23 protein-coding genes are annotated in these 23,942 nt (G+C 71.0%); 14 read left to right on the top strand and 9 right to left on the bottom strand.

Translation table 11 applies throughout. The features are described from left to right. Positions 1-59 precede the first annotated feature (59 nt). The 6 genes from ACMV_RS08155 (at position 60) to ACMV_RS08180 (ending at position 5,756) form a co-directional block, all read left to right on the top strand. On the top strand, positions 60-857 hold the full coding sequence (locus ACMV_RS08155; RefSeq protein ID WP_013640101.1) for a glucose 1-dehydrogenase: 798 nt from the start codon (positions 60-62) through the stop codon (positions 855-857). Then, positions 854-1,738 (top strand): NAD(P)-dependent oxidoreductase, encoded by an 885-nt coding sequence (locus ACMV_RS08160; RefSeq protein WP_013640102.1) that lies wholly within the window; start codon positions 854-856, stop codon positions 1,736-1,738. Before ACMV_RS08155 ends, ACMV_RS08160 begins: the two co-directional genes overlap by 4 nt. Further along, positions 1,735-3,252 (top strand): sugar ABC transporter ATP-binding protein, encoded by a 1,518-nt coding sequence (locus ACMV_RS08165; protein ID WP_013640103.1) that lies wholly within the window; start codon positions 1,735-1,737, stop codon positions 3,250-3,252. The genes ACMV_RS08160 and ACMV_RS08165 overlap by 4 nt, the downstream gene beginning before the upstream one ends. Then, the gene (locus ACMV_RS08170; protein WP_011942359.1) at positions 3,239-4,303 is read left to right on the top strand and encodes an ABC transporter permease; all 1,065 of its coding nucleotides are present in this window, start codon (positions 3,239-3,241) and stop codon (positions 4,301-4,303) included. Before ACMV_RS08165 ends, ACMV_RS08170 begins: the two co-directional genes overlap by 14 nt. Next, positions 4,300-5,406: a substrate-binding domain-containing protein gene (locus ACMV_RS08175; protein WP_013640104.1), complete on the top strand. Its 1,107-nt coding sequence runs from the start codon at positions 4,300-4,302 to the stop codon at positions 5,404-5,406. The genes ACMV_RS08170 and ACMV_RS08175 overlap by 4 nt, the downstream gene beginning before the upstream one ends. Positions 5,407-5,591: 185 nt before the next feature. After that, entirely contained in the window at positions 5,592-5,756 is a 165-nt protein-coding gene (locus ACMV_RS08180; RefSeq protein ID WP_013640105.1) for a hypothetical protein, read from the top strand. A gap of 151 nt (positions 5,757-5,907) precedes the next feature. Here the strand turns inward: ACMV_RS08180 and ACMV_RS08185 are convergent, their stop codons facing one another. Then, positions 5,908-7,266 (bottom strand): carbohydrate porin, encoded by a 1,359-nt coding sequence (locus ACMV_RS08185; RefSeq protein WP_013640106.1) that lies wholly within the window; start codon positions 7,264-7,266, stop codon positions 5,908-5,910. A 208-nt stretch (positions 7,267-7,474) separates the two neighbouring features. Between ACMV_RS08185 and ACMV_RS08190 the strand changes: the two genes are divergently transcribed. Continuing rightward, positions 7,475-8,845 carry an MFS transporter gene (locus tag ACMV_RS08190; RefSeq protein ID WP_007421778.1) on the top strand — a complete coding sequence of 457 codons (1,371 nt, stop codon included), beginning with the start codon at positions 7,475-7,477 and terminating at the stop codon, positions 8,843-8,845. Then, on the top strand, positions 8,842-9,666 hold the full coding sequence (locus ACMV_RS08195; RefSeq protein ID WP_013640107.1) for a metallophosphoesterase: 825 nt from the start codon (positions 8,842-8,844) through the stop codon (positions 9,664-9,666). Before ACMV_RS08190 ends, ACMV_RS08195 begins: the two co-directional genes overlap by 4 nt. Before the next feature lie 21 nt (positions 9,667-9,687). On the opposite strand, the gene ACMV_RS08200 is transcribed toward ACMV_RS08195, so the two are convergent. From ACMV_RS08200 to ACMV_RS08210, 3 genes are read right to left on the bottom strand one after another with little or no spacing between them, the layout of a single operon-like run. Continuing rightward, positions 9,688-10,470 carry an ATP-binding cassette domain-containing protein gene (locus ACMV_RS08200; protein ID WP_007421777.1) on the bottom strand — a complete coding sequence of 261 codons (783 nt, stop codon included), beginning with the start codon at positions 10,468-10,470 and terminating at the stop codon, positions 9,688-9,690. Between the two features lie 4 nt (positions 10,471-10,474). Next, the gene (locus ACMV_RS08205) at positions 10,475-11,512 is read right to left on the bottom strand and encodes a sugar-binding protein (RefSeq protein ID WP_007421776.1); all 1,038 of its coding nucleotides are present in this window, start codon (positions 11,510-11,512) and stop codon (positions 10,475-10,477) included. Positions 11,513-11,540: 28 nt separating this feature from the next. Continuing rightward, on the bottom strand, positions 11,541-12,590 hold the full coding sequence (locus ACMV_RS08210; RefSeq protein WP_007421775.1) for an ABC transporter permease: 1,050 nt from the start codon (positions 12,588-12,590) through the stop codon (positions 11,541-11,543). A 134-nt stretch (positions 12,591-12,724) separates the two neighbouring features. On the opposite strand from ACMV_RS08210, the gene ACMV_RS08215 reads away from it, so the two are divergent. Then, positions 12,725-13,345, top strand: coding sequence for a hypothetical protein (locus tag ACMV_RS08215; RefSeq protein ID WP_013640108.1), 621 nt, complete (start codon positions 12,725-12,727; stop codon positions 13,343-13,345). Positions 13,346-13,402: 57 nt separating this feature from the next. On the opposite strand, the gene ACMV_RS08220 is transcribed toward ACMV_RS08215, so the two are convergent. After that, positions 13,403-14,515 carry a GGDEF domain-containing protein gene (locus ACMV_RS08220; RefSeq protein WP_013640109.1) on the bottom strand — a complete coding sequence of 371 codons (1,113 nt, stop codon included), beginning with the start codon at positions 14,513-14,515 and terminating at the stop codon, positions 13,403-13,405. A gap of 231 nt (positions 14,516-14,746) precedes the next feature. Beyond that, positions 14,747-15,733, bottom strand: coding sequence for a GTP 3',8-cyclase MoaA (moaA, locus tag ACMV_RS08225; protein ID WP_007422938.1), 987 nt, complete (start codon positions 15,731-15,733; stop codon positions 14,747-14,749). A gap of 187 nt (positions 15,734-15,920) precedes the next feature. Here moaA and ACMV_RS08230 point away from each other — a divergent pair, with 187 nt between their 5' ends. Then, entirely contained in the window at positions 15,921-16,505 is a 585-nt protein-coding gene (locus ACMV_RS08230) for a DUF1013 domain-containing protein (protein WP_035188529.1), read from the top strand. A gap of 109 nt (positions 16,506-16,614) precedes the next feature. Here the strand turns inward: ACMV_RS08230 and ACMV_RS19770 are convergent, their stop codons facing one another. Further along, entirely contained in the window at positions 16,615-16,782 is a 168-nt protein-coding gene (locus tag ACMV_RS19770) for a YdcH family protein (protein ID WP_007422936.1), read from the bottom strand. A 203-nt stretch (positions 16,783-16,985) separates the two neighbouring features. Between ACMV_RS19770 and ACMV_RS08235 the strand changes: the two genes are divergently transcribed. From ACMV_RS08235 to ACMV_RS08245, 3 genes are read left to right on the top strand one after another with little or no spacing between them, the layout of a single operon-like run. Next, entirely contained in the window at positions 16,986-17,189 is a 204-nt protein-coding gene (locus ACMV_RS08235) for a YdcH family protein (protein ID WP_007422935.1), read from the top strand. A 20-nt stretch (positions 17,190-17,209) separates the two neighbouring features. Then, positions 17,210-17,680: a 5-(carboxyamino)imidazole ribonucleotide mutase gene (gene purE, locus ACMV_RS08240; protein WP_172637348.1), complete on the top strand. Its 471-nt coding sequence runs from the start codon at positions 17,210-17,212 to the stop codon at positions 17,678-17,680. Next, positions 17,677-18,822 carry a 5-(carboxyamino)imidazole ribonucleotide synthase gene (locus tag ACMV_RS08245; RefSeq protein ID WP_007422933.1) on the top strand — a complete coding sequence of 382 codons (1,146 nt, stop codon included), beginning with the start codon at positions 17,677-17,679 and terminating at the stop codon, positions 18,820-18,822. The genes purE and ACMV_RS08245 overlap by 4 nt, the downstream gene beginning before the upstream one ends. Before the next feature lie 25 nt (positions 18,823-18,847). On the opposite strand, the gene ACMV_RS08250 is transcribed toward ACMV_RS08245, so the two are convergent. Beyond that, positions 18,848-20,416, bottom strand: coding sequence for a cisplatin damage response ATP-dependent DNA ligase (locus tag ACMV_RS08250; protein WP_013640112.1), 1,569 nt, complete (start codon positions 20,414-20,416; stop codon positions 18,848-18,850). Next, a complete protein-coding gene (locus ACMV_RS08255; RefSeq protein ID WP_013640113.1) occupies positions 20,413-21,477 on the bottom strand; it encodes a ligase-associated DNA damage response exonuclease in 1,065 nt (354 codons plus the stop codon). The genes ACMV_RS08250 and ACMV_RS08255 overlap by 4 nt, the downstream gene beginning before the upstream one ends. Here ACMV_RS08255 and ACMV_RS08260 point away from each other — a divergent pair. Next, entirely contained in the window at positions 21,442-23,916 is a 2,475-nt protein-coding gene (locus tag ACMV_RS08260) for a ligase-associated DNA damage response DEXH box helicase (RefSeq protein ID WP_013640114.1), read from the top strand. The two genes, ACMV_RS08255 and ACMV_RS08260, sit on opposite strands and share 36 nt — an antisense overlap. Positions 23,917-23,942: the final 26 nt, after the last annotated feature.

The raw sequence follows: 23,942 nt of genomic DNA on the forward strand, positions 1-23,942 counted from the left end.
ACCATCCGGCGCCAGCCGGCGGAGCAAAAAATGCCGGCATCCGCCGGCGGATCAAAAAAATGACCGGCGCGGACCGGTCGAGGGATGGATACGTGGGACTGACTCTGTTCGACCTTTCGGGCCGCAGGGCCCTGATCACCGGCGGGCGCAGCGGCATCGGCCGCGCCATCGCCACCGGGCTCGCCGAGGCCGGGGCGACGGTCATCCTGAACGCGCGCGATGCCGGCCGGCTGGAGGCCGCCGTCGCCGAATTGCGCGCCCTCGGGCTCGACGCCCACGCCGCCTGTTTCGACGTCACCGACGCCGACGCCACCGCCGCCGCCATCGAGCGCATCGAGGCCGACGGGCCGATCGACATCCTGGTCAACAATGCCGGCCTGCAGCACCGCGCCCTGGCGGCGGATTTCCCGCTCGACGCCTTCGACCGCATCATGGCGCTCAACGTCCGCGCCGCCTTCGTCATGGCGCAGGCGGTCGGCCGGCGGATGCTCGCCCGCAACCGCGGCAAGATCATCAACATCGCCTCGGTGCAGAGCGAGCTGGGCCGCGCCTCGATCACCCCCTACACGATGAGCAAGGGCGCGGTCCGCCAGCTCACCCGCGGCCTCTGCGCCGAATGGGGCGGGCGGAACATCCAGGTCAACGCCATCGCCCCCGGCTATTTCCGCACCGAGCTGACCGCGGCCCTCACCGAGGATGCCGAGTTCTCCGCCTGGCTCGCCGCGCGCACCCCCGCCGGCCGCTGGGGCGAGCCGGACGAGCTGAAGGGCGCCGCGATCTTCCTCGCCAGCGCCGCGGCGGATTTCGTCAACGGCCAGATGATCTTCGTCGATGGCGGGCTGACGAGCGTCGTATGACCGCGATCGGGCTGATCGGCGCGGGGGTGATGGGCGGCGCGATCGCCCGCCGCCTGCTCGCCGCCGGCTTCAGCCTGCGCGTGCACGACCGCAACCCGCCCAAGCTCGCCGCCCTCGCCGCGCTGGGCGCCCTGCCCGCCGCCACCCCGGCCGAGGCCGCGCGCGGCTGCCCCTTCGTCATTCTCAGCCTGAACGACGCCGCCGGCATCCGCGCCGTCACCTTCGGCGTCGGCGGCATCGCCGCCGCCGCCGGGCCGGAGACGCTGGTGATCGACATGTCCTCGATCGACCCGGTGGCGACCCGCGCCCTCGCCGCCGGCTTCGCCGCCGCCTGCGGCGGGCGCTGGCTCGACGCCCCGCTCTCCGGCGGCGCGCCGGGCGCGCTGGCCGGGCGGCTCACCGTGATGGCCGGCGGCACCAGCGCCGATTTCGAATCCGCCCGCGCGGTGATGGACCATCTCGCCGCCCGCTTCACCCTGATGGGCGGCACCGGCGCCGGCCAGGCGGCCAAGCTGGTCAACCAGCTGCTCTGCGGCGCCGGCTTCGCCGCATTGGCCGAGGCGATCGCGCTCGCCGAGGCCGCCGGGGTCGATGCCGCCCGCCTGCCCGAGGCGCTTGCCGGCGGCCGCGCCGACTCCGCCATCCTGCGCGAGTTCGGCGCGAAATTCGCCGCCCGCGACGAAACCCCGACCGGCCGGCTCGACAACATGGTGAAGGATCTCGCCGGCGCCGCCGGCCTCGCCGCCGAGGCGGGTCTCGCGCTGCCGCTGCTCGAGGCCGCTCTGGCCACCCATCGCGCCCGCGTCGCCGAGGGGCTCGGCGCGGCCGATACCGCCGCGCTGATGCGCGCCTTTCCCCGGCGCGAGACCGGCGCGACATGACCGCCCCGCTGCTCGCCATGCGCGGCATCTGCAAGAGTTTCGGCGGCACGCGGGCGCTGGATGCGGTCGATCTCACCGTCAACGAGGGCGAGATCGTCGCCCTGCTCGGCGAGAACGGGGCGGGCAAATCCACGCTGATCAAGATTCTCGCCGGCGTCTACCCGATGGATCGCGGCGAGATCGGCTTTCGCGGCGCGCCGGCCACCCCCGGCGCCCTGCCGGTCCGCTTCATCCACCAGGATCTCGGCCTGGTGGACTGGATGACGATCGCCGAGAATTTCGGCCTCGCGCTCGGCTTTCCCCGCCGCCTCGGCCTGATCGACCGCCGTGCCGCCGCCCGCCGCGCCGCCGCCGCGCTGGCCGAACTCGGCGTCGATCTCCACCCCGAAACCCGCATCCGCGACCTCGCCCGCGCCGAGCGCGCCTTGGTCGCCATCGCCAGGGCGCTGGCCGGCGAGGGCGAGATGCTGGTGCTCGACGAACCCACCGCGAGCCTGCCCGCCGCCGAGGTCGAGCGGCTGTTCACGGCCCTGCGCCGGCTGCGCGCCAAGGGCGTGGGGATGCTCTATGTCTCCCACCGGCTGGACGAGGTGTTTGCCCTGGCCGACCAGGCGGTGGTGCTGCGCGACGGAAGGCTGGCGGGGTCCGGCGCGGTCGCGACACTCGATGCCGGGGCGCTGATCGGCATGATCGTCGGCCGCGCCGTCGCCCGCCATCGCCGCGCCGATGCCGCACCCGGCCCGGTCCGGCTGGAATGCCGCGATCTCTCGGTCGCCGGCGGCCCGCCGGTGAACCTTTCGGTCCGCGCCGGCGAAATCCTCGGCCTCGCCGGCCTCGTCGGCGCCGGGCAGGAGCGCCTCGGCCGCGCCCTGTTCGGCCTCGCCCCGCGCAGCGCCGGCCGCATCCTGCTCGACGGCGCCGATGCCGCGCCGGACTCCCCGCAGGCGGCGATGGCGCTCGGCATCGGCTTCGTCGCCGGCGACCGGGTGGGCGAGTCCACCGCGCCGCGCCTTTCGGTCGCCGAGAACGCCTTCCTCAACGCCTATGCCCACGGCATGAAGCCGCTTTCCATCGTCCCGCCCGGCCGCCTCGCCCGCCGCGCCATCGCCCTCGGCCGCGCCGTCGGCCTGCGGCCGAACGATCCCGCCCTGCCGATCGAGCAGCTCTCCGGCGGCAACCAGCAGAAGGTCGTGGTCGGCCGCTGGCTCGACCAGGCCGCCCGGCTGCTGGTGTTCGAGGACCCGACCGCCGGCGTCGATGTCGGCGCCAGGGCCGACATCTACCGCCTCTTCGCCGCCGCCGCCGCGTCCGGGGCGGCGATCGTCGTCGTCTCGTCGGATTTCGAGGAGATCGCCGAACTGTGCGACCGCGCGCTGGTCTTCGACCGCGGCGCCGTGGTCGCCGAGATCGCCGGGGCGGCGCTGACCATGGAACGCCTGCTCGCCGCCGCCTCCGCCGGCATCGCGGCGGCGGCACCACCTGAAGCCGGGGAGATCCGCGATGGAATCGCTTAAGTCCGACGCGCTGGAGCCGAGCGGCGCCGAGCGCGCCGCCCTGCCGCGCGCCGAACTCCGCCGCCGCCTGCTCACCGTCTATGGCCTGCCGATCCTCACGGTGGCACTGATCGTGCTGTTTTCGCTCCTGCTGCCGGACACTTTCCCCACCGCCGGCAACATGCGGGCGATCTTCGTGGTGAAATCGGTCGTCGCCCTGCTCGCACTCGCCGCCCTGCCGCCGATGATCGCCGGGCGGATCGACCTGACCGTGGGCTACGGCATCGTGCTGTGGTCGATCATCGCGATCAGCCTGCAGGTGCAATATCACTGGCCCTGGCCGCTGGCGGTGCTGGCGGTGCTCGTCCTCGGCGGGCTGTTCGGGCTGATGAACGGCATGCTGGTCGAGATCGCGCAGATCGACAGTTTCATCGCCACACTCGGCACCGGCACCATCATCTACGCCCTCGCCGAATGGTATACCGGCGGCGAGCAGGTGGTCGGCACGCTGCCCGCCGCCTTCACCGCCATCAACGACGGCCGCCTGTTCGGCCTGGTGCCCTTCCCCGCGCTCTACGTGCTGGTGGTGGCGCTGCTGCTCTGGCTGGTGACCGAGCGAATGCCGCTCGGCCGCGTGCTCTACGCGATCGGCGCCAACCGCCGCGCCGCCGAGCTGAACGGCATCGCGGTGCGCCGCCACGTCATTCTCGTCTTCGTCGCCTCCGGCGTGCTGACCGCCTTCGCCTCGGTGGTGCTGGCGGCACAGCTGCGGATCGGCGCGACCAGCCTCGGCCTGAGCTACCTGCTGCCCGCCCTGGTCGGCGCCTTTCTCGGCTCGACCACGATCCGCCCCGGCCGGGTGAACGTGTGGGGCACGGTGGTGGCGGAGCTGCTGCTCGCGGTCGGCATTTCCGGGATCGAGCAACTCGGCGGCGCGTTCTTCGTCTCCAGCCTGTTCAACGGCGTCACCCTCGTGGTCTCGATCGGCCTGGCCGGTCTCGCCCAGCGGCGGCGCGGCGGTCTCATCAAGGCGGCGCCGCCGGCGCCCGCCGCAACCGGGGAGGACTCATGAAAAGGAAAACCACCTTGCTGGCGGCGCTTTCCGTCGCCGGCTTCGCGACACCGGCGCTGGCCGCGCCCTCGATGCTCGCGACCGCGCGGCAATATGTCGCGGCGGCGACCAATCCCGCCCTGCCCTATACCGGGCCGACCACCGGGCCGAAGGCGGTGGAAGGCAAGTTCATCGTCTATGTCTCGTCGAACCAGTCGAATGGCGGGGCGCGCGGCGTGGGCGAGGCGGTGCGCGCGGCGGCGAAGGCGATCGGCTGGCGCTTCCGCCTGCTCGACGGCAAGGGCACGGCGGCCGGGCAGAACGCCGCCCTGTCCGAGGCGATCGCGCTGAAGCCCGCCGGCATCGTCCTTGGCGGGCTGGATGCGACGCAATCCGCCCCCTTCATCGAACAGGCCGACAAGGCCGGGATCAAGGTGGTCGGCTGGAATGTCAGCCCGCACCCGGGGCCGATCGCCAAGCCCGCCATCGTCTACAACGTCGCCCAGGACCCGCTGGAGGTCGCCCGCGCCGCCGCCCTCTACGCCATCGCCCGCTCGGACGGGCATGCCGGCGTCGTCATCTTCACCACCAGCGAATTCTCGATCGCGCTCGCCAAGTCGAACCGGATGGCGGCGATCATCCGCGCGTGCAAGGGTTGCCACCTGCTCGGCATCGAGAACGTGCCGCTCTCCTCCACCGCGACGCGCATGCCGCAGGTGACCGCCGCCCTGCTCGCCAAATACGGCAAGAGCTGGACCTATTCGCTCGCCATCAACGACCTCTATTACGACTACATGGCCCCCGGCCTGTCCGCCGCCGGCCATCGCGGCGACGGCCCGCCCTACAACGTCTCGGCCGGCGACGGCTCGCAATCCGCCTTCCAGCGCATCCGCTCGAAAGAGTTCCAGACCGCGACCGTCGCCGCCCCGCTGGAGCTGGAGGGCTGGCAATGCGTCGACGAGTTGAACCGCGCCTTCGCCGGGCAGAAGCCGGTCGCCGAGCCCGACCCGGTGCACCTCTTCACCCCCGAGAACGTCAACCAGGACGGCGGTGCGAAGGACGTGTTCAACCCGCCGAACGGCTACAAGAAGGTGTTCCTGCGGATCTGGGGCCGCGCCGGCTGAAACCGGCGCCGCCATCCCCCGCCCCGCTTCCCATCCACCGTCTCGCGGGGCGGGCACCGCGCCCGCCGCGAACCAGCCGCGCCGATTTCGCAACACGCATGGCGCGACAATTCGACTATCAGCAAAACCAGCAGTTGCGGCCGGCCCGGAGTCCGGCCGCGCGGAACCGCGCGAAGGAGACGTCCATGCCCACCACCATCGAACTGACCGACCGCATCGTCTTCGACCCGCACGTCACCACCCTGCGCCGCGGCATCGCCCGCTGGCAGCAGGCGGAAAACCTCGCCGTGCTGTTCGCCTATGCCGGCTTCGCCGCCGCCCCCCTGCTGCTCGCCGCCTTCGCCCGCTGACCGCCGCGCCTCCATCCCATTGATAAAGATGCTCTAGTGTCCCGAATCTGAAATCCATCGGATTTCAGATTCACAGTGAACACTTGAAAAAACAATAGTTTAGTGGCCTGCTTGTCCCTGAAATTCACCCACGAATTTCAGGGGCAGGACACTAGAACACCACCGTCACCTCCACCTGCCCGACCACGGCGTCCGGCTCCGCCTTCGCGCCATCCAGCGGATCGGGAATCCCGCCGCCCGGCCGGACGATATACTGAACATCCGGCGTCACGCTCAGCCAGGGCGCCACCTGCGCCGTGTAATCGAGTTCGAGATCGGTCTCCGCCCCCGGCACCGGCGCGCGCGCCCCGCCGAGCCGGTTCTCCGCCCGCACCAGCGTCGCCGCGCGCGGGCTGATCCGGTCCCACGACACCGCGACCGCCGCCGCATCATGTGGCCGCCCGCGGAACGTGCCGTCCAGCACCAGCCCCGCCTGCGCGTCGAGCGAGATCAGGTTGCGGTCCGGCGGTGCGGCGGCCACCCGTGCGAAGCCCCGCAGCCGCCGCCCGCGCGCGCCATGCCAGAGCGTCTGCGTATCCCCGGCATAGATCACGTCATCCCCCCGGTCCTGCCGCGCCGGGCCGGGATCGATGCCGACGGCCGCCAGCGCCAGGCTCTGCCCGGTCACGCTGTAGAGCAGGTCCGGCCGGCTCAGCGTGTCGTACAGCCCACCGACCAGCGCCATGCCCCGGCCGAGGCCGGGCAGGCGGTAGCGGACATCCGCCTCGCCGATCACCAGCGCCCCGGCATTCAGCGGAAAGCCGAGGCCGCCCGCATCCCGCGCCGGCGGCGCCGGCCCCTCCAGCGGTTGCCCGAGCGGATCGCCGCCGAACAGCCCCACCCGCAGCCGCAGCGCCCGCGTCGCCTGCACCGCCACCATCGCCCCCGGCCCCTCGTAGGAAAACGCCGGCCCGCCGCCCGGCAGGTTGTCCGCCATGATGTTGCGGTAGGTGAAATTGGAATTCACCAGCGCCGCCGCCGCCGGGTTCTGGTCGAAATTCTCGTCGATCCCGAACTTCCCGAGCTTCACGTGCACCGCGTCATGCGCCGCCTTCCAGCTCAGATAGGCATCGCCCAGCCGCGCCCCGCCCGGCGCCTCCTCATAGGCGAGCCCGCTCAGGCTCTGCACGTCATGGCCCGACGGTCCGCGCCCCTGCACCAGCCAGGCCGAGACATAGGCCGAAAGCCCCGGAATCGCGGCATACTGCCCCAGCGCCACCCGCGCCGACAGCGTCATCAGCGCGGCGACCGAGGTGCCCTGCCGCGCCCCGCCGCCCAGCACGTCCGAGGGCACCACCTGCTCCACCGCGCCGAGCGCGACGCCCCGCCGCGCGAGATCGCTCCGCACCCCGCCCCAGTCGCCGAACAGGTGCTTGCGCGTCCAGACCGACCCCTGCGCCGCCGCCGGGCGCGGCGCGAGACAGGTCAACACGGCAAGGCCCAGGGCGGCGGCGCGAACACGATTCGGCATGGAGGTGAATTTCCGCCGTCCGGGCGGTCGCGCAACCCGTCCGCACGCGCTCGTCATCTGACGAAGCCGTGTGCCCGGCGTCACCGGACTGTCCCGAAACCTTCACCGTAGCGTCACCCACCCCGCGCCGCTTCTGCCCTAAGCAGGCGGCCAGCCACCCGCCCGCCGGGCGAATCCCGCCGCATCCCTGTGCAAAAAGGCCGAATCCATGCAGCGTTCCTCCCTCGCCATCCTCGACGACCAGTCCTTCGGCACCTTCCACTGGCGCGCCGTGTTCACCACCGGCATGGGCGTGCTCGCCGACGGCTACGACCTGTCCTCGATCGGCATCGTCCTGCCGACCGTGCTCGCCTCCTTCGGCCTGACGAAGATCGACAGCCTCGAATCCGGCCTGCTCGCCGGCTCCGCCCTGGTCGGCGCCGCCCTCGGCGCGCTGATCTTCGGCTTTCTCGGCCAGCGCGGCCGCAAGACCTTCTACGGGCTCGACGTCGCGCTGATGGCGATCGCGGCGGTCGCCCAGGCCTTCGCCCCCAACCTCGCCTGGCTGATCGCGATCCGCTTCATCCTCGGCATCGGCGTCGGCGCCGACTACGTGCTCTCCCCCACCATCATGGCCGAGCACGCCAACCGGCGCGACCGCGGCCGCGCCCTCGGCGTCGGCTTCTGCCTCACCTGGTGGCTCGGCGCCGCCCTCGCCGGCCTGCTCGCCCTCGTCCTGCACGCGCTCGGCGTGGCGCCGGACATGGTCTGGCGCATCGTCCTCTCCGCCGGCGCGCTGCCCGCGCTCTCGGTGCTCTGGCTGCGCCGCCGGATGCCGGAGACCGCGCGCTACCTCGCCCGCGTCGCCGGCGACCAGGATGCCGCCGAAACCGTCATCCGCGGCATCACCGGCACCGGCCACGCCGCCCCCGAGGCCGACCGCCGCGAGGTGATGGCGGTGCTCCGCCGCCATGCCGGGCAGATCTTCGCCGCCGCCCTGCTCTGGTTCATCTTCGACATCGTGATCTACTCGACCGTCCTGTTCGGCCCCTCGCTGATCGCCCACGGCCTCGGCCTGAGCCCGACGATGTTCTCCCTGCTGATGACCTTCGCCTTCATCATGCCGGCGGTGCTGATCGGCGCCTTCGCCCTGCTCGACCGCTTCGGCCGCAAGGCGGTGCAGATCGGCGGCTATGCCGGCGCCGCCCTTCTCCTCGTCATCTTCGCGCTGATCCACAAGGATATCGGCCAGAACCCGGTGCTCGGCCTCGTCGTCTACGGCCTGTTCAACGTGATGATCATGGGCCCCAGCATGGTCAGCGGCGCGGCGATGCTCGGCGTCGAGCTGAGCCCGACCCGCATCCGCACCATGGCGCAGAGCTTCACCGTGGTCGGCGGCCGCCTCGGCGCCTCGCTCAGCGCCTTCGTCTTCCCGCTGGTCTTCGCCAAGCTCGGCGAGGTGGCGGCGATCGGCGTGCTCGCCGGCCTCTCGGTCCTCGGCGCCATCCTCACCTACGCGCTGATCCCCGAGACCGCCGGCCGCTCGCTCGAAGACCTGAACGACGAGGCCGAGGCCCTCGCCCCCGCGGCCGCGCAATGAGCGGCGGCCCCGGCGCGCCGCCGCTGCTGGTCGCCCAGTTCTCCGACCTGCACCTGCGCGCGCCGGGGCTGACCGCCAACCGCATCGTCGAGACCAACATGCTGGCGGCGCGCGCCTTCGCCGCCTTCGCCGCCCTCGCCCCGGCGCCGGACGCGCTGGCGATCACCGGCGACCTCGCCGACCGCGGCGAGGCCGAGGCCTACCGCCTCCTCGCCGGGCTGATCGAGCGTCATGTCCGGGTACCCGTCATCCTCATCCCCGGCAATCACGACGACCGCGCGGCGATGCGCGCCATCCTCGGCGACCGCCTCGCCGCCGATGACGAGGCCGGCATCAACCGCCCGGCGGAGCACCTGCCGGTCCGCCTCCTGCCGCTCGACAGCACGATCGGCGGCGAGAGCCACGGCCGGCTCGGCGACGGCCAGCTCCGCTTCCTGCGCGACCGGCTCGCCGCCGATCCCCGCCCCGCCGCCATCCTGCTGCACCACCCGCCCATCGCCACTGGCATCGCCCACATGGACGCGATCGGCCTCGAGAACGCCGCCGCCCTCGAAGCCGCGATCGCCCCGCACGCCGCCCGCGTCGCCGGGCTCTGGTGCGGCCATGTCCACCGCATGATCCACGGCCGCCTCGCCGGCGCGCCGGTGGTCATCGCCCCCTCGGTCGCCCACCAGGTGCAGTTCGACCTGAAGCCGGACGGCCCCTCCGCCCTCGTCCTCGAACCGCCCGCCTTCGTGATGCACCGCTGGGACGGCGCGTCCTTCACCTCGCAGATGGTCTTCGTCGATTCCTATCCGGGCCCGTTCCCGTTCCTCTCCTGAGCGCCGCCGCGGCGACCGCCTCTACGAGTGCCCCGCCTCCCGCACCGTCATGCTCTCCGAGACGGCGACGCCGGTGATCATCCCCACCACGTCGTTCATCGTCACCGCCGCCCGCTCGACGAACCCGGCCCGCCGCCCGTGCCGCAGCACGAAGATCCGGTCGGACACCTCGAAGATATGCGGCATCGAATGGCTGACCATCACCACGCCGAAGCCCCGCGCCCGCAGTTCCAGCACGAGGTCGAGCACCCCGCGCGACTCCCGCACCCCGAGGGCCGCGGTCGGCTCGTCGAGGATGACGACCTTCCGCCCCCACAGGATCGCGCGCGCCACCGCCACACTCTGCCGCTGCCCGCCCGACAGCAGGCCGACCGGCTGGCGCGTCGATTTCAGGTTCACCTTCAGCGAGGCGATATGCTCCTCCGCCGCCCGCCGCATCCGCCGCTTGTCGAGGAAGAAGCGCGAGATCGGCCCGCTGCCGGTCCATTCCCGGCCGAGGAACAGGTTCGCCTCGGCGTCGAGTTCCGGCACCACCGCCAGGTCCTGATACACGGTCTCGATCCCCGCCTCCCGCGCGTCGTGCGGCGAGGCGAAGCTCACCGCCCGCCCGGCGAAGCGGATCTCCCCGGCACTCGGCCGCACCGCGCCCGACATGATCTTCACCATGGTCGACTTGCCGGCCCCGTTGTCGCCGACCAGCGAGACGATCTCGCCGGCCGCGACCTCGAAATCCACCGCGTCGAGCGCCCGCACCGGGCCGTAATGCTTGGCGATGCCGTGCAGGCTCAGGATCGGCTCGGCCATCGCCTCAGCCCATGCAGCCGATCGGCGCCTCCCGGAACGCCTTCGCCGCCCCGGCCGGCGTCTTCGCCTCGTCCCACAGCTTCACCCAGTGCGCCGCGTTCGCCTTCGTCACCACCGGCATCGCCTGCGGCACCAGCGTCGGATAATGGCACTTCTTGTTGGTCAGCATGTTGTGGATGATGGTGACGGTCTGATACCCCCAGCCCCAGTAATCCTGGCCGACCAGCGCCTGCACATAGCCCTTCTCGACCAGCGGAATCTCCGGCGCCAGCACGTCCGAGCCGATGATCTTCACCTTGCCGCGGTTGGCGATCAGCTTGGGCATCGCCGAGAGCTTGCCGAAGAACGCCACCGCCGCGACATCGACGATCGCGCCCGCGTCGGGATGCGCGGTCAGCACGTTGTCGATCAGCTCCTGCGCCTTGGTCAGGTCGTCATTGTCGAAATACGGGCCGAGGAACTCGATCCCCTTGTGCTTGCCCATCACCTGCTTCACGCCGGCCAGCCGCGCGTTCAGGTTGGTCGCCCCCGGCCCGCCGGAAATCAGGATCACCTTGCCCTTGGTGCCCATGAATTTCAGCGCCTGCTCGCCCATCGAGACGCCCATCTTGGTATTGTCCACCCCGTAATAGACCTGCCGCTTGCTGCCCGGCACGTCCGAATCCCAGGTGATGGTGACGATGCCCTTCTCCACCGCCTCGTTGACCGGGGCGATCAGCGGCTGCGGCGCGTTGGCGTCGATCGCCATGCCATCGACATGCCGCGTGATCAGGTTCTGCACGATCTCCGCTTCCTGGCTCGCATCCGACGAGGCCGAGGCGGTCCAGATCAGGTCGACATCGCCAAGCTCCTTCGCCCGCTGCATCGCCCCGTAATGCGCCGTGTAGAACACCGGATTGTCGAGCGATTTCGGCACCACCGCGATCGTGTAGCGCTTGTTCGCGCGGGCGATCGCGGGCATCGCGAGCCCCGCCGCCGCCCCCGCGCCGGCGAGTTTGAGAATGTCGCGCCGCCCGGCGCGGATGAGCGTGTTTCTGGTCATGGCGTTATCCTCCTGTCTTTGTTCGGTTTCAGGCGATGCGCACGCGTTCGAGCCTCCTGCGCAGGATGTCGATCGCCGCGGCGGCGACGATCACGAGCCCGGTGATCAGCTGCTGCCAGTAGCCGGCCAGCCCGAGCAGGACGATGCCGTCATTGATCACGCCGAGCAGCGCCGCACCGATCAGCACGCCCGGAATCGTGCCCCGCCCGCCGGCGAGGCTGGTGCCGCCGATGATCACCGCGGCGATCACCTTGAGTTCGTAGCCGGTGGCGGCATCCGGCAGCGCCGTGCCCGATTTCGCGGTCAGCAGCATCCCGCCGATCGCGGCGAGCACGCCGGAAATCACGTAGAGCCGGATCTTCAGCCGGTCGACGTTCAGCCCCAGCAGGCGCGAGGCCTGCTCGTTGCCGCCAAGCCCGTAGACATGCCGGCCGAACGGCGTGCCGGTCAGCACGACATGGACGATCACGCCGAAGCCGAGCATCACCAGCACCGGCACCGGAATGCCGAGCGCCGTGCCGGTGCCGAGCGCCGAGAAGGCGTTGCCCGCCGCATCGCTCGGCGCCGTCACCGCCATCCCCTGGCCGATCCCGAAGGCCAGCCCCCGCACCACGCTGAGCGAGCCAAGCGTGGTGATGAACGGGTTGAGCCCGATGCGGGTGATCACCAGCCCGTTGGCCAGCCCCACCGCCGCCCCGGTCGCGAGCCCCGCCAGCAGCGCCAGCGCAAGGTTGCCGCCCGCCGCCAGCACCATGGCCGAGATCATGCCGGCCAGCCCCATGGTCGAGCCCACCGAAAGGTCGAGCCCGCCGCCGATCATCACCAGCGCCTCGCCGAACCCGGCGATGCAGATCCACGAGAAATAGACCGCGACGGTGCCGATGATGTTGTCTTCGGTGAAGAAATACGGGGTCGCCAAACTCAGCAGCGCCGAAATCGCGACCAGCGCGATCAGCACGCTCACCCAGGGCAGGAGCAGGATGTCGATCCCCCGCCGCGCCAGGCTCGGAGCTGGCGATGCCGGACCGATGCCGGACGTGTCTGGCGCCGGTTCCCGGCCCCGCAGTCGCTCCCCCATGAGCAGATTCCCGTTTCGGGTGTTCGTTAACTTATAAAAATGAGCCTATCGGCGCGGCTTTCCGTCTGTCAAGTCAAACAATCGAGCGCCGCACTGCCTTGCCCACCCCCCGCCCTTCGTGGTGCTCTGCTGGCATGGACGCCGCAGCACCACACCCCGACGCCGCTGCCCTGTATCCCGACGCCGCTGCCCTGGCCGCCCGCCTCGAGGCGATCGTCGCCGCGCTGTGCGAGGTGCTGGCGGCGAAGGGCCTGGCGCGCGGCCTGACCGGCGCGCTGATCGTGCTGGTCTGGACCCGGCTGCGCCGCCTCGCCGCCCGCTTCGCCACACTTTTGATCCGCCCCCCGGCGCCGCCGCGCTGCCGCAATTTCGCTCCGCGCCGCCCGGCGCCCGACACCAAACGCCCCGCGACACCGCGCCCCCTGCCGCGCGGCCGGTTCTGGCTGCGCCGCGCCCTGCCCGAACTCGCCGGCGTCACGGCGCAACTCGCCCATCTCCTCGCCGAACCGAACATGGCGGCGCTGCTCGAAGCCCGCCCCGCCACCGGCCGCGCGCTGCGCCCGCTCTGCCACCTGCTCGGCCTCCGCCCGCCGCCGTCGCTGCGACTGCCCCTCCCGGCGTCCATTCCGCCCGCGCCCCGCCCGCCAGCACTTCAGCCACAGGCCGGCCCGCAAGCCGCCGCGCCGGTTCCGCGCCCGCGGCCGCCACGCCGCCCGCGCGTCCGCCCGCCCCGCGCCGCCGTTTTTCGCGCCTGAGCGCACCGCGCCCCGGCACGCCAATATCGTTACGTTTTCAAAATGAGAATGGAGCGTTCAGCCGGCCCGGAGCATGGCCGGTCCCAATGCCGGCCGCTCGTCCTTCGCCCGGTAGAGCCGCATATCCGCCTGCACCAGCAGGTCGTCGAGCGTGGCGCCGCCGGCCCCGGCACCGCTGATCCCGATGCTGACCGCGGCGGCCAGCCCGCGCGCGACCCGCGTCTGCGCGAAGGCAAGGCGGATCCGCTGCGCGATCGCCGCCGCGACCTCCGCCGAGCCGCCGACGATCAGGATCGCGAATTCGTCGCCCCCCAGCCGCCCGACCACGTCGCCTTCCCGCACGCTCTCCACGCAGATCCGGCCAAGCTCGCGCAGCAGTCGGTCGCCCTCGCCATGGCCGAGCGTGTCGTTGATTCCCTTGAACCCGTCGATATCCAGCACCAGCAGCATGCAAGGCGCCTCCCGCAGGCAGCGCTCCGCGCGTGCGGTAAAGCCGCGGCGGTTCAGCACGCCGGTCAGGAAATCGGTGCGCGCGACGTCGTGCAGGTCGTGTTCGCGCCACGAGCGGACCAGATGGCTGATCAGCAGCGCGTCGCAGAACATGAACAGCATGCCCTCGATCGCCGTGCCGTAGAGCCAGAAGCGGTACACCGCCGGGCTGCCGTAGAACAGCAGGGCGACCGCGCGCACGAGAACGAAGACCGCATGCCCGAACGTCGCCCCCGCCAGCGGAAGCCGCGCCAGCGCGCGGACCGGCGCCCGCAGGATCTCGGCCAGGATCAGTCCGAAAATCGCCTCGATGAACAGCGTCTGCGTCACCATCCGCAGCCACGGCGCGTCGCCGAAGGGCAGCACCGCGCTGACCGCCAACCAGACGACGCCGGGCAGCAGCACCTGCCAGGGCGCCGCGCGCCGTCCCCTCAGCCGCCGCGCCCCCGCCCACATGACGCCGAACCCGGCGAGATTCAGCCCCGGCCCCAACCCGTAGCCGAGCCAGGGCCAGGCCGCGTGCCCGAAAACCACCGTCGCGATCCCGGCCGCCACGGTGAAATAGCTCAGGCTCCACCATTTCAGCGTGGCGCAGCCGGACAGCATTCCCGTGGCCAGCAGCAGGGTGCCGCCCACCAGTATCATGCCATCGAAGAACAGATAGAAAGATGTGAGCCCCATTCCCCGATGCCCAGGCGATTCAGCTTAGACCTGCCCAAATACAGGCCGAACGAAGGCCACCAATTCTTATGACCAGACTGAAAACATGCAGTTCTTAAGGAATTTTTATTATTTTGACCGAGTTGTATTTCTGAAGATCTCTATCCACGATCATATCGATTGTCAAATTTATTTCTCGTGACTCAAGAACAGGATGAAATCGTCCCACCGCGCCCGGCGAAGGCCCCCGGCCTATCCGCCGGTCACGCTCATGTGCCGGGCCACCGCCGGCGCCCGCCCGGCGCGGTCGATCACGAAATCATGCCCTTTCGGCTTGCGCGCGATCGCATCGAGGATCGCCTGGCGCAGCACCGCGTCATCGTCCGAGCCGCGCAGCACGGCGCGCAGGTCCGCCGCGTCGTCCTGGCCGAGGCACATGTAGAGCGTGCCGGTGCAGGTCAGCCGCACCCGGTTGCAGCCCTCGCAGAAATTATGCGTGAGCGGGGTGATGAAGCCGAGCCTCGTGCCGGTCTCGGCGACGTCGAAATACCGCGCCGGCCCGCCGGTCACGTAATCGGTCGGCGTCAGCGTCCAGCGCGCGGCGAGGCGCTGGCGCACGGTGGAGAGCGGCAGGTATTGATCGGTCCGGTCCTGGTCCACCTCGCCGAGCGGCATCGTCTCGATCAGGCAGAAATCGAAGCCGTGCCGGCCGCACCAGTCCAGCATGGCGTCGAACTCGTCCTCGTTCACGCCCTTCAGCGCCACGGCGTTGACCTTCACCCGCAGCCCCGCCGCCTTCGCCGCCATCACGCCGTCGATCACCTGCGGCAGCCGGCCCCAGCGGGTGATCGTGCGGAATTTCTCCTCGTCCAGCGTGTCGATCGAGACGTTCACCCGCTTCACCCCGGCCGCGACCAGCTCGTCGGCGAAGCGGCCGAGCTGGCTGCCATTGGTGGTCAGGGTCAGCTCGTCGAGCCCCTGGCCGATCCGCTGGCCCAGCCGGTTGATCAGCGCCATCACCCCGCGCCGGACCAGCGGCTCGCCGCCGGTCAGCCGCAGCTTGCGCACGCCGAGATCGACGAAGGCGCCCGCCAGCCGCTCCAGCTCCTCGAGCGAGAGCAGGTCCGCCTTCGGCAGGAAGGTCATGTCCTCCGCCATGCAGTAGACGCAGCGGAAATCGCACCGGTCGGTGACCGAGATGCGGAGATAGGTGATGGCGCGGCCGAACGGATCGATCATGTCTGTCATCTTTACTCTCGCGCCCGCAAACGCAAGTCCCGTTTCCGGCCGGCACCGGGGCGCAATGCGGCATTTCTCCGCCCGTGGCTTGACCCGGGCAATATCTCTGCACCATATGCACGGCAATATTAAGACGGCGTGTCCGCCGCGCCCGTCCGGCCGACCGCCGCTCTCTCTCTGAGGTATGATGATGACGCTGCCCCTGATGCCGAAGGCCACCGCCGTGTGGCTGATCGAAAAGACCGCCTTGAGCTTCGAGCAGATCGCCGATTTCTGCGGCATGCATCCGCTCGAGGTGCAGGCGATCGCCGATGGCGAGGTGGCGCAGGGCATCGTCGGCTACGACCCGATCGCCAACAAGCAGACCACCGCCGAGGAAATCCGCCGCTGCGAGGCCGACCCCAAGGCCCGCCTCAAGATGCTCGACGCCGCCATCCCCGGCGGCCGCCGCACCAAGGGCGCGCGCTACACCCCCGTCGCCAAGCGGATCGACCGGCCGGACGCCATCGCCTTCATGCTGCGCAACTACCCGCAGGTGCAGGACGCGCAGATCGTCAAGCTGCTCGGCACCACCAAGGACACGATCCAGAAGGTGCGCGACCGCTCGCACTGGAACAGCGCCAACATCAAGCCGCGCGACCCGGTGATCCTCGGCCTCTGCAAGCAGTCCGACCTGAACGACGTGGTCTCCGCCGCCAATGCCCGCGCCGAGCGCGACGGCGAGCCGGTGCCGCCCCCGCCCGTGCCCGAGAGCGGCGACGAGGCGGCCTGATCCCGGGACGACGAACCCGGACCGGAGATCCCGGCCCGGGCGATGATGTTCAGATGATCTTCATCGGCGCGGCGGCGTCCTGCCGCCGGTTTCCGGACTTCCGCGCGCCTCAGCGCGCCTGAATTCGCTCCATCTCTTCCTTGAGACGAAGTTTCTCCAGTTTGAGTCGGGCGAGATTGTCCTCATCCGGTCGCGGCCGCCGGTCCTCCTCCGTGATCCGCATTTCCAGGCCGGCGTGACGCTGCTTGAGGGATTCAAGTCTCGCTTGCAGGCTCATCCTCGACTCCTTTCCGAGTGTGGATCGTTGCGGCGCCCGCCTTCCGGTGCCCGGAGCGGGCGCCTGAAGCGAATCTAGTCCTGCACGCGGCGGTTGTCATCAGACTTTTACAAAAGTCATCCCGCCGAAATTCGCCCCGGCGCGGGGCGGTTGCGGCAAATCCGGGATAGGCCAGCCTCCCGCGCCTGTGCTAGAAGCCAACCATGCTGACCGACAAGGATAATCTGCTCCGCCAGCTGCATGGCCTGCGCAGCGAGCACCGGGACCTCGATTCCGTGATCGCCCGGCTGGGCGACCAGCCGACGATCGACCAGCTGCAGATCCAGCGGCTCAAGAAGCGCAAGCTGCTGCTGCGCGACCAGATCCTCCGCCTCGAAAGCCGCCTGATCCCGGACAGCATCGCGTGACGCCGCGCATCGGGATCATCATGGGCAGCCGGTCGGACTGGCCAACCATGCGCCACGCCGCCGACACGCTGGAAGCACTCGGCATTCCCTTCGAGGCGCGCGTCGTCTCCGCCCACCGCACGCCGCTGCGCATGGTCGAGTATGCCCATGCCGCGCGCGGCCGGGGTCTCGCCGCGATCATCGCCGGGGCCGGCGGGGCCGCGCACCTGCCCGGCATGGTCGCCGCCCTCACCCCGGTGCCGGTGCTCGGCGTGCCGGTGGAGAGCGCGGCGCTGAAAGGGGTGGACAGCCTGCATTCCATCGTGCAGATGCCCGGCGGCGTGCCGGTCGCCACCTTCGCGATCGGCAAGGCCGGGGCGATCAACGCCGCCCTCTTCGCCGCCGCCATGCTCGCGGTGACGGACAAGGCCATCGAGGCCAGGCTCGACGCCTGGCGCCGCGCCCAGACCGACAACGTGCCCGACCTGCCCGAGGACCTGCCCACAGAATGACCGGTTTTCCGCTTCCCCCCAACGCCACGATCGGCATCGTCGGCGGCGGCCAGCTCGGCCGCATGTCCGCCATGGCGGCAGCCCGGCTCGGCTATCGCTGCCATATCTTTTCTCCGGAACCCGACGCCCCGGCCTCGCAGGTCGCGGCCGCGACGACCCGGGCGGATTACGACGACAACGCCGCCCTGCTGCGCTTCGCCGATGCGGTGGACGTCATCACCTTCGAGTTCGAGAACGTCTCCGCCGAGGGGCTCGACCTGCTGGCCGACCGCCGCCCGGTCCGGCCGGGGCCGGAAATCCTGCGGATCAGCCAGGACCGGATCGCGGAGAAGAGCTTCCTCAACGAGGCCGGCATCGGCACCGCGCCCTGGGCGCCGGTGAGCAGCATGGCGGAGCTGACCGCCGCCATCGCCGCGATCGGCCTGCCCGCCGTGCTGAAGACCACCCGCCTCGGCTATGACGGCAAGGGCCAGGCGCTGATCCGCACCGAGGCGGAGGCGGAGATGGCCTTCGGCCTGCTGCATCCGAAGCCGCTGATCCTCGAAGGCTTCGTCGATTTCGCCGCGGAGGGGTCGGTCGTCGTCGCGCGCGGGGCGGATGGGACGGTCAGCGCCTTCGACATGGTCGAGAACCGGCATCGCGACCATATCCTCGACCTCACCCTGGCCCCGGCCCCGTTCGACCCGGCGGTGCGGGAGACGGCGCGGGAGATGGCGCGCCTCGTGGCCGAGCGGATCGGCCTGGTCGGGCTGCTCGCGGTGGAGTTCTTCATCGACCGCGACGGCAGGGTGCTGGCCAACGAGATCGCGCCGCGGCCGCATAATTCCGGGCACTGGACGATCGATGCCTGCCCGGCCAGCCAGTTCGAGCTGCATATCCGCGCCGTCGCCGGCCTGCCGCTGCCGCCGGCGATCCGCCATTCCGACGCGGTGATGAAGAACCTGGTCGGGCCGGAGGACATCGCCCTCTGGCCGCGGATCGTGGCGACGGCGGGGCTGATCCCGCATCACTACGGCAAGACCGCCGCGCGGCCGGGGCGCAAGCTCGGCCATGTCAACGTGCTGTTCCCGCATGGGGCGCTGCCCGGCGAATTCGGCATCCAGGCGGCGCTCGGGCCGCTCGCAGGCGGCACGGATCAGTGAAGCTGCCGCTCTCAAGCGGCCCGGACTAGCCGGGCAGGAGCAAACGCACGGTCTCCAGCGTATCGGCCTCGGCCGCCGGCTTGTCCTCGCGGATGCGCAGGATGCGCGGGAAGCGCAGCGCGATGCCGGATTTGTGGCGGGTGGAGCGCTGCGCCGCGTCGAACCCCACTTCCAGCACGATCGCCTTCTCCACCTCGCGCACCGGGCCGTAGCTCGCGACCGTGTGGGCGCGGATCCAGCGGTCGAGCCGTTGCAGCTCGACATCGGTATAGCCGGAATAGGCCTTGCCGACCGGCACCAGCGCGCCCTCCGCCGTCCAGACGCCGAACGTGTAGTCGGAATAATAGGAGGAGCGCTTGCCGTGGCCGCGCTGGGCATACATCAGTACGCAGTCGAGGCTGAGCGGGTCGCGCTTCCATTTCCACCAATGGCCCTTGGGGCGGCCGGCGAGATAGGGGCTGTCGGCGCGCTTGAGCATCAGCCCCTCGATCGCGGCATCGCGGGCGCCGGCGCGCAGGGCGGCGAGATCCTCGGCCGAGGCGAAGCGGATCAGCTCCGAAAGGTCCATCCGCGCCGGGGCGGTGCGGGCGAACCAGGCTTCGAGCCGGGCGCGGCGGGCATCGAAGGGCAGGCCCCGGAGGTCGGTTTCGCCCTCGAACAGCATGTCATACAGCCGCACGCCGACCGGGTTGGCGGCGCGGAGTTTCGCCGGGACGCTCTTGCGGTTGAGGCGCTGCTGGAGATCGGCGAAGGGGGCGACCGCGCCATCGCGGATGACCAGCAGCTCGCCATCGAGCACGGCGTGGAAATCCATCGCCGCGACGATTTCGGGGAAGGCGGCGGAGATGTCTTCCGCGCCGCGCGAATAGAGCCGGCTGCCGCCGGGGGTGGACACGAGTTGGACGCGGATGCCGTCCCATTTCCATTCGGCGCGATGGGCGGACCAGTCGAGTGTCGCGAGGTCGGCCGCCTCGATCGGGTGGGCCAGCATCGGCGGGCGGAAGACGGGGGCCGCACCGGGCGCGGGGCGCGGGGCGCGGCCTTCCAGCCAGTCGAACAGCGCGGTGTAGGGCGGCTCCAGCCCGTGCCAGACCTCCTCGATCTCGTCGGCCTCGACGGCGAATTGTCGGGCCAGAGCGAGTTTCGCCAGCCGCAGCGAGGCGCCGACGCGCAGGCCGCCGGTGATCAGCTTGATCAGGGCGATCCGCGTTGAGACGTCGCTCGCATCGAGCCAGCCTTCGATCAGCGCCGGGATTTCGGCGCGCGGCGCCGCGCGCAGGGCGGCGACGAGATCGGGCAGGCCGGGCGGCGCCGCGCGCGCGGCCGGCGGCCAGAGCAGGGCGATGGTCTCGGCGAGGTCGCCGACGAAATCGTAGGAGAGCGCGAACAGCTCGGGATCGGTGCGGGCGGCGGCCAGCTCGCGCAGCACGGCGGGTTTCGCGCCGGGAAAATCGAGCGCGCCGGCGATGGCGGCGAGCGCGTAGCCGCGCTCGGGATCGGGGCGGTGGGCGAAGTAATCGGCGAGGAGCGCGATCTTGGCGTTGCGGCCGGTGGTGTAGAGCAGGCGTTCCAGCAGATCGGCGAAGGGTTTCATTCCTGCTCCGCCTCGTCGCCATAGCCGATCAGGCTGAGCGCGCGGCCGCGCCGTCCCATGAGCGAGAGCTGGCGCAGCAGGGCCGCCTCGGCGCCATGGGTGACCCAGATTTCCGGGGCGGCGACATCCTCCACCGTGGCGAGCAGTTCGTCCCAGTCGGCATGGTCGGAGATGACAAGCGGCAGCTCGACGCCGGAGGCCCTGGCGCGCTGGCGCACCCGCATCCAGCCCGAGGCGACGGCGACCACCGGATCATCCAGCCGCCGCGCCCAGCGATCCGCCACCGCGGAGGGCGGGGCGAGGACGATGGCGCCTTTCAGCGCGTCCTTGTCGGCGACCGTGGCGGGGCGGAGATCGCCCAGGGGCACGCCGAGGGTTTCGTAGAGGTCGCAGAGTTTTTGCAGGGCGCCGTGGAGGTAGATCGGGGAATCGTATCCGGCTTCGCGCAGCAGGGCGATCAGCCGCTGCGCCTTGCCGAGACCGTAGGCGCCGACGAGATGGGCGCGGGTGGGGAAGATCGTCATGGAGTGGAGCAGTTTCGCGATTTCCGCCGCGGCGTCCGGATGGCGGAAGACCGGCAGGCCGAAGGTCGCCTCCGTCACGAACACGTCGCATGACACCGGGACGAAGGGCGCGCAGGTGGGATCTCGCCGGCGCTTGTAGTCGCCCGAGACCACGGCGCGGCTGCCTTCATAGTCCAGCACCACCTGGCAGGAGCCGAGGACATGGCCGGCGGGGATGAGGGAGACGCCGACGCCGTTGACGCGGACGATCTCGCCCGGTGCGGCCGCCTGCTGCGCCGCGCCGGCCCGCGCCTCGCCCATCCGCACCCGCATGATCGCAAGCGTCTCGGCGCTGGCCAGCACGTGGCGGTGGCCGGGCCGGGCATGGTCGGCATGGCCATGGGTGATCACCGCGCGATCGACGGCGCGGGTGGGGTCGATGAAGAAGTCGCCCGGCACGCAATGGAGCCCTTCGGGGCGAGGGTGCAGCCAGGTTTCGGGATGCGGAGGCATGGCGGGAAGATGGGGGCGGATTGCAGGTTTCGCCAAGTCTGCCATGTCTGGCGCGTGACCGCCCTGCCCCACCGTTTCGCCGACTGGTTCGCCGCGCGCGGCTGGACGCCGCGGCCGCACCAGATCGCCGTGCTGGACGCGGCGCGGCGGGGAAAAAACGCGCTGCTGATCGCCCCCACCGGCGGGGGCAAGACGCTGGCCGGGTTCCTGCCCAGCCTGATCGCGCTGGCGGACGATCCGCCGGAGGGGCTGCACACGATCTATGTCAGCCCGCTGAAGGCGCTGGCGACCGATATCGCCCGCAATCTCGAAGCGCCGGTGGCGGAGATGGGCCTGCCCATCCGCGTCGAGACCCGCACGGGGGACACGCCGGCGAACCGGCGGGCGCGGCAGCGCGCCCGGCCGCCACATGTTCTGCTGACCACGCCGGAGAGCCTCGCCTTGCTGCTCTACGATCCCGAGGCGGCGTCGCGCTTCGCGGGGCTGGCGAGCATCGTGATCGACGAGGTGCATGCGCTGGCCGGGACCAAGCGGGGCGACCAGCTCGCGCTCTGCCTCGCCCGGCTCGCACAACTCGCGCCGGGGGCGGTGCGGATCGGGCTGTCGGCGACGATCGCGCATCCCGAGGCGATCCGCGCCTGGATCTCGCCGGATGGCCGGGGCGGGGCGACCGAGATGATTACGGGCGAGGCCGGGGCGGCGCCGGAGATCGGGATGCTGATCGGGCCGGCGCGGATGCCGTGGTCCGGCCATATGGGGCTGATGGCGGCGGAGGCGGTGCTGGCGCGCATCCGCGCGGCACGGATGACGATCGTGTTCGTCAACACCCGCGCCCAGGCCGAGCTGATGTTCGAGGCGCTGTGGAAGCACAACGACGAGACCCTGCCGATCGCGCTGCATCACGGCAGCCTCGCGGTGGAGCAGCGCCGCCGCGTCGAGGCGGCGATGGCGGGCGGAAAACTGCGCGCCGTGGTCGCGACCTCGTCGCTCGATCTCGGCATCGACTGGGCGGGCGTGGACCAGGTGATCCAGATCGGCGCGCCGAAGGGGGTGTCGCGCCTGCTGCAACGGCTGGGGCGGGCCAATCACCGGCTCGACGAGGCCTCGCGCGCGCTGCTCGTGCCCGCCAACCGCTTCGAGGTGCTGGAATGCGCCGCGGCGATCGAGGGGGTGGCGGCGCAGGATCTCGACGGCGATCCGCCACGGCCGGGCGGGCTCGATGTGCTGGCGCAGCACGTGCTGGGCTGCGCCTGCGCCGCGCCCTTCCACCCCGACGACCTGTTCGCCGAGATCACCGCCGCTTCCCCCTATGCCGCGCTGGCGCGCAAGGATTTCGACGACGTGCTGCGCTTCGTCGAGGATGGCGGCTACGCGCTCGCGGTCTATGAGCGATATCGGCGGCTGTTCCGCGACGCCGAGGGGGTGGTGCATGTCCGCAACGAGGCGGTGGCGCGGCGGCTGCGGATGAATATCGGCACCATCGTCGAGGCGCCGGTGCTGAAGGTGCGGCTCGGCGGCGGGCGCGGCGGGATCGTGCTCGGCGAGGTCGAGGAATATTTCGCGGCGATGCTGGCGCCGGGCGACACGTTCCGCTTCGCCGGGCGGCTGCTGCGCTTTCTCGGCATTCGGGAGACCAGCGTGCTCTGCGCCGAGGGCGGCACGGGCGAGCCGAAGATCCCGGCCTATGCCGGCGGGCGGATGCCGCTTTCGACCAACCTCGCCGACCGGGTGCGGCGAATGCTGCACACGCCCGCCACCTGGGACCGCTTTCCCGCGCCGGTGCGCGAATGGCTCGGCCTGCAGGCGGCGCGCTCGGCGCTGCCGGCGCCGGACGACCTGCTGGTGGAGACGTTTCCGCGCGGCGGGCGGTGGTATCTCGTGGCCTATTGCTTCGAGGGGCGGCAGGCGCACCAGGCGCTGGGCATGCTGCTGACCCGCCGGCTGGAGCGGTTCGGCTTCCAGCCGCTTGGCTATGTCGCGACCGATTACGTGCTCGGCATCTGGTGCGCGCGCGAGCCGACCGGGATCGCCCGCCTGTTCGAGGAGGACCTGCTCGGCGAGGACCTGGAGGCGTGGATGGCGGACAGCTCGATGCTGCGGCGCAGTTTCCGCAATGTCGCGGTCATCGCCGGGCTGATCGAACGGATGCATCCGGGCGGCGAGAAGAACCGTAGACAGATCACCATCAATACCGATCTGATCTACGATGTCCTCCGCAAGCATGACCCGAGCCATATTCTCCTCCGCGCCACCTGGGCCGATGCCGCGCACGGGCTGGTCGATCTCGCCCGCATCGCCGGCATGCTGGCGCGCGCGCGCGGGCGGGTGCATCACCGCGCCCTGCCCCGCGTCTCGCCGCTCGCCGTGCCCGTCCTGCTCGAAATCGGCCGCGAGCGCGTCGGCGGCGCCGAGGCCGAGGAGGCGCTGCTCGGCGAGGCGGAAGCCCTCGTCGCCGAGGCGATGGGGACGGACACTCTGGCCTAACGCACGCGCCTGTGAAATGACCGGCA

Origin of the sequence: Acidiphilium multivorum AIU301 (assembly GCF_000202835.1) — a bacterium.
Classification (GTDB): domain Bacteria; phylum Pseudomonadota; class Alphaproteobacteria; order Acetobacterales; family Acetobacteraceae; genus Acidiphilium; species Acidiphilium multivorum.